Source organism: Pseudomonas sp. A-R-19 (genome assembly GCF_019956575.1).
Lineage (GTDB): Bacteria > Pseudomonadota > Gammaproteobacteria > Pseudomonadales > Pseudomonadaceae > Aquipseudomonas.
Genome location: NZ_JAHBDR010000061.1, coordinates 56,532 through 63,210, shown reverse-complemented (window position 1 = coordinate 63,210; position 6,679 = coordinate 56,532). Strand labels below are relative to the sequence as shown.

The 6,679-nt window shown below is 62.4% G+C and carries 7 protein-coding genes; 3 read left to right on the top strand and 4 right to left on the bottom strand.

Annotated elements, in window-relative coordinates; all coding sequences use genetic code 11:
- Positions 1 to 774: 774 nt before the first annotated feature.
- A complete protein-coding gene (locus KGA88_RS17820) occupies positions 775 to 2,085 on the bottom strand; it encodes an ATP-binding protein (protein ID WP_110661684.1) in 1,311 nt (436 codons plus the stop codon).
- A complete protein-coding gene (locus KGA88_RS17815; RefSeq protein WP_008050458.1) occupies positions 2,082 to 2,822 on the bottom strand; it encodes a response regulator in 741 nt (246 codons plus the stop codon). Before KGA88_RS17815 ends, KGA88_RS17820 begins: the two co-directional genes overlap by 4 nt.
- Before the next feature lie 306 nt (positions 2,823 to 3,128).
- Here KGA88_RS17815 and KGA88_RS17810 point away from each other — a divergent pair, with 306 nt between their 5' ends.
- From KGA88_RS17810 to KGA88_RS17800, 3 genes are all read left to right on the top strand, one after another.
- Positions 3,129 to 3,392, top strand: a complete 264-nt coding sequence (locus tag KGA88_RS17810) for a DUF2790 domain-containing protein (RefSeq protein WP_110661686.1) — start codon at positions 3,129 to 3,131, stop codon at positions 3,390 to 3,392.
- Between the two features lie 48 nt (positions 3,393 to 3,440).
- A complete protein-coding gene (locus KGA88_RS17805; RefSeq protein ID WP_110661688.1) occupies positions 3,441 to 3,653 on the top strand; it encodes a hypothetical protein in 213 nt (70 codons plus the stop codon).
- Between the two features lie 147 nt (positions 3,654 to 3,800).
- Positions 3,801 to 5,018 carry a cytochrome c biogenesis protein DipZ gene (locus KGA88_RS17800; protein ID WP_223593169.1) on the top strand — a complete coding sequence of 406 codons (1,218 nt, stop codon included), beginning with the start codon at positions 3,801 to 3,803 and terminating at the stop codon, positions 5,016 to 5,018.
- Between the two features lie 17 nt (positions 5,019 to 5,035).
- Here KGA88_RS17800 and KGA88_RS17795 read toward each other — a convergent pair whose 3' ends face one another.
- A complete protein-coding gene (locus KGA88_RS17795) occupies positions 5,036 to 5,497 on the bottom strand; it encodes a GNAT family N-acetyltransferase (RefSeq protein WP_223593167.1) in 462 nt (153 codons plus the stop codon).
- Positions 5,498 to 5,565: 68 nt separating this feature from the next.
- A complete protein-coding gene (locus tag KGA88_RS17790) occupies positions 5,566 to 6,543 on the bottom strand; it encodes an AraC family transcriptional regulator (RefSeq protein ID WP_223593164.1) in 978 nt (325 codons plus the stop codon).
- Positions 6,544 to 6,679: the final 136 nt, after the last annotated feature.

Below are 6,679 nucleotides of genomic sequence, written 5' to 3'. Positions count from 1 at the left end.
GTTAGGTCGCATCGATGAAAAGGATGCAAAGGAAGATTATGTGACGTTAAAGGTGATCAGAAGTAAGTGACCTGGTGTTACCTATGTGACTGAACTCTTCTGTTACCTATGTGGTTGATCCCTTCACGCCCCTGGCGTCCGGCCCCTCGCTGAGGCTCGGGGTTCCTTCGCTCCGGTATTCATCCGGGGGCATCGCCCTCCGGTTGGCTTCGCTGGCACCTACATGCGATGAGTTCGACTGCGTCGAACGGCGCTGCGCGCCAATCCCCGGATGAACACCTCCACTCAGCCTTCCGAGGGGGCGGGTGGATCAAGATCAAGAGCTGCAGGCGAGCTAACGCTCGGCCTGATGAGTGGTGAAAAGCGAAGGTGTACGCCGATTTGCCTTTGCTCTTATGTAGGAGCTGGCTTGCCAGCGATGGCGGCCTGCCAGCCAACCAATCCCTCGCAGGTACACGCCGCTCAAACTGTGGGAGCGGGCTTGCTCGCGAAGGCGGCCTGCCGGCCGACCAATCCCTCGCAGGTACACGCCACTCAAACTGTAGGAGCTGGCTTGCCAGCGATGGCGGCCGACCAGCCAACCAATCCCTCGCAGGTACACGCCACTCAAACTGTGGGAGCGGGCTTGCTCGCGAAGACGGCCGACCAGCCAACCAACATCTTGCAGATGTACCCAATCAAACTGTAGGAGCTGGCTTGCCAGCGATGACGCCCTACCAGCCGGCCATTATTTTACGCCTTGTCCGGCATTCTTCACCCCTGACCCGAAACGTTCTACCCCGGCAATCTCAACTCCGCACACAACCCGCCACCCTCACGATTGCTCAAGGTCAACGCCCCGCCAATCGCGATCGCCAGTTGCTGGGCAATCGCCAACCCCAGCCCGGTGCCGCCGGTGCTGCGGTTGCGGGAGTTTTCCACGCGGTAGAAGGGTTCCATCACTTGCTTGAGTTCTTCCTCGGCGATCCCCGGACCACGGTCGAGGATTTTGATCGAGAGGTTGCCATTGGCCTGCTTTTCCACCCGCAACTCGGCGGCACCGGCAAACTTCAATGCGTTGTCCGTCAGGTTGACCAGTACCCGGCGCAAGGCGTGGGGGCGGGTGTCGATGACGGCGGCACTCTTGCCGGTGAGTTGAACGTCCTTGCCCACGTCCTGGTAGTCGAACACCAGGCTGTCGAGGAATGAGTCGAGGTCGGTGCGGCGGCTTTCTTCGGTGGCGCCGTGGATGCTGCGGGCGTAGGCCACGCCTTCGCGCACCAGGTGTTCCATCTCGCCCAGATCGTTCCACAGTTTGTCTTTTTCGCTGGAGTCGTCCATGAACTCGGCGCGCAGTTTCATGCGGGTGATGGGGGTTTGCAGGTCGTGGGAGATGGCCGCGAGCAGTTGCATGCGTTCTTTCAGGTACGCCGCGATGCGTGCCTGCATCGAGTTGAAGGCCTTGGCGGCGTGGGCGACTTCGGTCGGGCCTTTTTCGTCGAGGAGCACGGGGTGGGTGTTGGGGTCGAGGGTTTCGACGGCGCCGGCGAGGCGGGTGAGGGGGCGGATGGCGATTCTGACCGCCAGCCAGGAGCAGGCCAGCATCAACGCCAGTTGCCCGAGCAGCACGATGGGCAGCCAGGGCGACAACGGGACCATCGCCGGGCGCACGTCGATGGTCAGCGGGCTGCCGTCCGCCAGGTTCAAATGCACTTGAAAATGCTTTTTCGGCCCGGGGATGTCGGTAAAGGTCATCGGGTAATCGTGGCCGATGGCGTCCTTGATCGAGGCCAGGGCAATGGGCGCATCGGGCATGTCGCTGCGTATCGGCGTGCCCGGTGAACCCTCATCGAGCAGGTAACTGTAATTGCGTCGCTCCAGTTGCTGCAGCCAACCGGCGCGCTCATCGGCGGGCAAGCGGTCGAGGATGGCAACGGAGGTGGAAACGTCGGTTTCCAGGTTGCCGAGCATGGTGTTCTTCGAGGATTCGTAGCGTTCGTAGTACTGCGCACCAAAGGACAAGGCCTGGGCGAGGATCAGGCCAATCAGGAAAATCAGCGACAGCCGCGAGGCCAGGGTGCGCGGCCAGTGCAGCGCCAGGGTCATGATTGATCGCCCAGGATTTCCACCGGCAGGGAAAACACATAGCCTTCGCTGCGCACGGTCTTGATGTAGGCCGGTTCGCGGGCGTCGTCGAGCAAGCGCTGGCGCAGGCGGCTGACCAGCAGGTCGATGGAGCGATCGAACAGATCGGCGTCGCGGCCCTGGGTCAGGTTGAGCAATTGATCACGGTTGAGCACCCGTTGCGGGTGGTCGAGAAACACCCGCAGCAATCGGTACTCGGCACCGCTCAGGGCCACCATGGTGCCGTCCTCATCGAGCAGGTGGCGGGCCGAGGTGTCCAGGCGCCAGCGACCGAAGGCCAGCAGGCGACTGGCTTCGGTCACCACCAGGTTCGGCGGCAGCATGCGGGTGCGCCGCAGCACCGCGTTGATCCGCGCCAGCAGTTCACGGGCGGCGAACGGCTTGACCAGGTAATCGTCGGCGCCCATTTCCAGGCCGAGGATGCGGTCGGTTTCATCGTTGCGGGCGGTGAGCATCAGGACCGGCGTGGCCTTGTGTTTGCCCGCGCGCAGTTCGCGGCAGAGCAGCAGGCCATCGTCCCCCGGCATCATGATGTCCAGCACGATCAGGTCCACCGGCGTGGTTTCCAGAAACGCGCGCATCTGCCGTCCATCCGCCACGACGGTGGTGCGCAGGCCGTTCTTCTTCAGGTAATTGCCTACCAGTTCGCGGATTTCGCGGTCATCGTCAACGATGAGGATGTGATCAACGTGATCCATTGGGCCAAACCTCTGATGAATGGGGAATGCCACACAGTCTATCGAGCCCGGGCGGGCTCGCCTGCCGCCCTTTGTATTGCAGTGTATCTGGCTTGCCCGCGGATACACACGAAGGCAAAAAAACCGATTTTCAGCGGTTTTGTATTGCTCTGTATCTGCGCCCGGTTCTGATACGTACCGATTGATTGGCGTCGATTCCCGACACAGACGAGATACCTCACAGGCTTTTAATAGGTTCCATCGAGGCAAACCAGACCGCCTCGGCCAAACGAACCAACGACCTGTTGAAACTTTGAGGAATCCGCCATGAACACCAAGGCCATCTACGCCGCTTGCCTGTTTGCCGCCCTGAACATCTGCACCCTGTCGGCCCGTGCCGAAGCCGATGTCGCGCCTAAAACCTACACCTATGGCAGCCACCTCGACATCAAGAAAGTGGTGTCGCTGACCGAGGACTCTACGCCTTCCTGCGGCGTGGTGAATGCCCGGCTGACCTACCTCGACTCCCAGTCCGAAACCCGGGTGCTGGATTACAGCAAGTTCGCCGACAACTGCAACTCGCAGAACTGAGTGCTGCGATCAACCACTGTTTAATCCATTTGCAACAGGAAGGACATCATGAACAACGTTTCCCGCTTCTTGACCGCCATCGCCTTTTCCGTCGCTGGTGCCGCAGCCCATGCCAACGCCGCCGTCGAGCAAAGCGCCTGTGGTAGCAGCACCTGCTTCCAGCTCACGCCAGTGGCAGAGAAGGGTACCAATGGCTTCCTGGCGCAAGACGGTGCCAGCCGCACGCCGCAGGGGCAGTTGCTGGATGAACAGACCGCTTGAAAACACCCCCAATCCACTGTGGGAGCGGGCTTGCTCGCGAAAGCGGTCGTTCGGTTGATATCAATGTTGAATGGACCGGCCAATTCGCGAGCAAGCCCGCTCCCACAAGGATTCTGTGTCGTCCACTAATTTGCATTAGGTGATCCCATGTTACTCATCGCTTTCCTGGGCGGCATATTGACCGTCCTCAGCCCGTGCATCCTGCCGGTCGTGCCATTCCTGTTCGCCGGGGCCGACCGCACACGCTCCTCGATCCTGCTCACCCTCGGCGGCATGGTTCTGACGTTCGCCCTGGTTTCGAGCCTGGCCGTGGTCAGCACTGAGTGGGTGATACAAGCCAGCAACACCGGCCGCCACGTCGCCCTGTTCGTGATGGTGCTGTTCGCCCTGTCGCTGATTTCGGCCCGGGTCGGCGACTGGCTGGCGCGGCCCTTCGTGGTGCTGGGCAATCGCATCGACCCGAACTCGCGCAAGATGTCCGGACCGCTGGCTTCGATCATGATCGGTGTCGCCACCGGGCTGCTCTGGGCCCCGTGCGCCGGACCGATCCTCGGAGTGATTCTGACCAGCGCCATGCTGCAGGGCGCGAACGCCGGTACCAGTCTGCTGCTGGTGGCCTATGGCGCGGGCAGTGCGCTGTCCCTGGGTACCTTGATCTTTGCCGGTCGCGGCCTGGTCAATCGCTTGAAACCAGCGATTCCGGTCACTGGCTGGTTGCGTCGTGGCGCCGGGGTCGCGGTGTTGGGCGGGGCAGCGGTGATTGCCACGGGTGCCAATGACCAACTGCTGGCCAACACCTCATCCGAAGCGGTCAGCAGTGTCGAGAAAGGCGTACTGGAAACCGTGCCGAAAGTCGTCGATTACCTGGTCAGCAAGGTCAAGGCCGACAGCACCATGGGCAACGCCCAGGGCGCCATGCCGTCGCTGTCCGGCGCGGTGGACTGGATCAACTCGCCCGCACTGACCAACGAAGCGCTCAAAGGCAAGGTGGTGCTGGTGGACTTCTGGACCTTCGACTGCATCAACTGCAAGCACACCCTGCCGTACGTGAAGGACTGGGCGAAGAAGTACGAAAAGGACGGTCTGGTGGTGATCGGCGTACACACGCCCGAATACGGCTTTGAACGCATCATCGACAACGTCAGGGCCAAGGTGAAGGAATACGGCATCACCTACCCGGTGGCGATCGACAACAACTACGCGATCTGGCGCAACTTCGACAACCAGTACTGGCCGGCGCACTACATCATCGATGCCAAGGGGCAGGTGCGTTACACGCACTTTGGTGAAGGCAGCTACGACACTCAGGAACAAGTGATTCAGCAGTTGCTGGAAGAGGCCAAGGCCGGCACGCCCGCCGCGTAAACCGCTCGATCAATGGCTCACAGGTCTCGCGCCATGAGCCATTGATCCTTGTCCCACGCCCGAAAACGCTCCAGCACTACCCAACCGCGCCTGGCGTAGTAATCGCTCTGGTCCTGGGTGTGCAGGTAGATCCTCGTCTCGCCGCTGGCTTTGGCTTGCGCGCAAATCCCTTCGATCAACCGCTCCGCCAGGCCCTTGCCGCGTGCCTCGGGAGTAACGAACACGCAAGCGAGCCAAGGCCCAAGATCCGGGCGATGGGCCAGATCGGCCCGGGCCAGTGCCGCGCCGCCCAGCAGCTCATCATGGTCAAGGGCAATCAGACATTTCCAGTCGCCGCTGTGTTGGCCTTCGGCGAACTCTCGTTGCCAGTCGGGCAGTGGCTGCCCAGCGTATTCGTAGTGGAACTGCTGGTGGATCCACGCAGCGAATGTGTTGCTGTGCTGCATATGGAGAGCAAGCCAGTCCAGGCGGGGTGTCATGGTGTGAGTCCTTTCAGAGGTCAGTCGCGAGAGTAGCGGTCCTGGGTGGTGCTGTCGCCCCTACCGGCTCAGTGACCGCTCAAGTGATTCGAAGCCGCCTGCCCGCGCCGCCACGCCGCCGGCGGTGCGCCAAACTCGCGACGAAAAGCGCGGCTGAAGGCGGTATCGGTCTGGTAGCCGACTTCTTCGGCGATCCGCGTCAATGAGCTGTTGCTGCTGCGTAACAGGTTGGCGGCGAGCAGCATGCGCCATTGCGTCAGGTACTGCATCGGCGAGATCCCCACCAGTTGCTGGAAGCGTTCGGCCAATACCGATCTTGAGGTGCTGGCGCTGCGCGCCAGTTCTTCCAGCGTCCAGGCGTGGCAGGGGTTCTTGTGCAAGGCGTTGAGGGCGGCGCCGACAATGCGGTCGCGCACGCCGGCCAGCCAGCCGGTGCGGCCTTCGTCCTGTTCGTTCATGTACAGGCGCAGCACTTCGATGAACAGCACTTCGGCGAGTTTGGCCAATACCCCTTCACCGCCGGGGCGGGGCGAGCGGGCTTCGGCGAGGGCATAGTGCACGGAAGATTCCAGCCAGATGCCGGCGCTCGAACCGCGCACATTGACCCGCACCACGGCCGGCAAGCCCTTGAGCAGCATGCCCGCCAGGCGCGTGTCGCACGCCAGGTAGCCGCACACCAGGCGGGTGACCGCGCCACCGCCGCCATAACTCAGTTGCCGGGGCCGCCGCGCCAGCACCGCATCCAGGCGCGCACCCGTGGCCGGGAGCAATCCCGGTCGGGAGCACATGCGATGGGCGTCACCCTGGGGGAAGATCACCACGTCGCCCGCGCTCAGCAGCAGTGGCGGATCATCGCCCAGTTCGACATAGCACTCGCCCTCGGTGATCAGGTGAAAGATCACCACCCGTTCCGCATCGGGCTCCAGGAACGGCGCCGCCGTGTCGGCACTGGGCGACTGGTAGCACCAGGGCGCGGTGAACCGGGCGTTGATGAAGATCGCGCCGACCAGGTGCACGACGCGCAGGGTCTGTGACAGAGCGTCCATAAGGAGTTCCCGTGCAAGGATTCCTGATTGTGAACGCGTCGGCGCGCATCGTGGAATCTCCGGACGATCGGGCAGGGTTGGGCGACGATCGGGCAGGACGCCAACGCCCGCCAGGACGATAGTTTGTCTACAGGGT

Coding starts and splice junctions, on each gene's coding strand:
- KGA88_RS17795 (WP_223593167.1), bottom strand. CDS start 5,497: ATGACACCCCGCCTGGACTGGCTTGCTCTCCATATGCAGCACAGCAAC.
- KGA88_RS17820 (WP_110661684.1), bottom strand. CDS start 2,085: ATGACCCTGGCGCTGCACTGGCCGCGCACCCTGGCCTCGCGGCTGTCG.
- KGA88_RS17805 (WP_110661688.1), top strand. CDS start 3,441: ATGAACAACGTTTCCCGCTTCTTGACCGCCATCGCCTTTTCCGTCGCT.
- KGA88_RS17815 (WP_008050458.1), bottom strand. CDS start 2,822: ATGGATCACGTTGATCACATCCTCATCGTTGACGATGACCGCGAAATC.
- KGA88_RS17810 (WP_110661686.1), top strand. CDS start 3,129: ATGAACACCAAGGCCATCTACGCCGCTTGCCTGTTTGCCGCCCTGAAC.
- KGA88_RS17800 (WP_223593169.1), top strand. CDS start 3,801: ATGTTACTCATCGCTTTCCTGGGCGGCATATTGACCGTCCTCAGCCCG.
- KGA88_RS17790 (WP_223593164.1), bottom strand. CDS start 6,543: ATGGACGCTCTGTCACAGACCCTGCGCGTCGTGCACCTGGTCGGCGCG.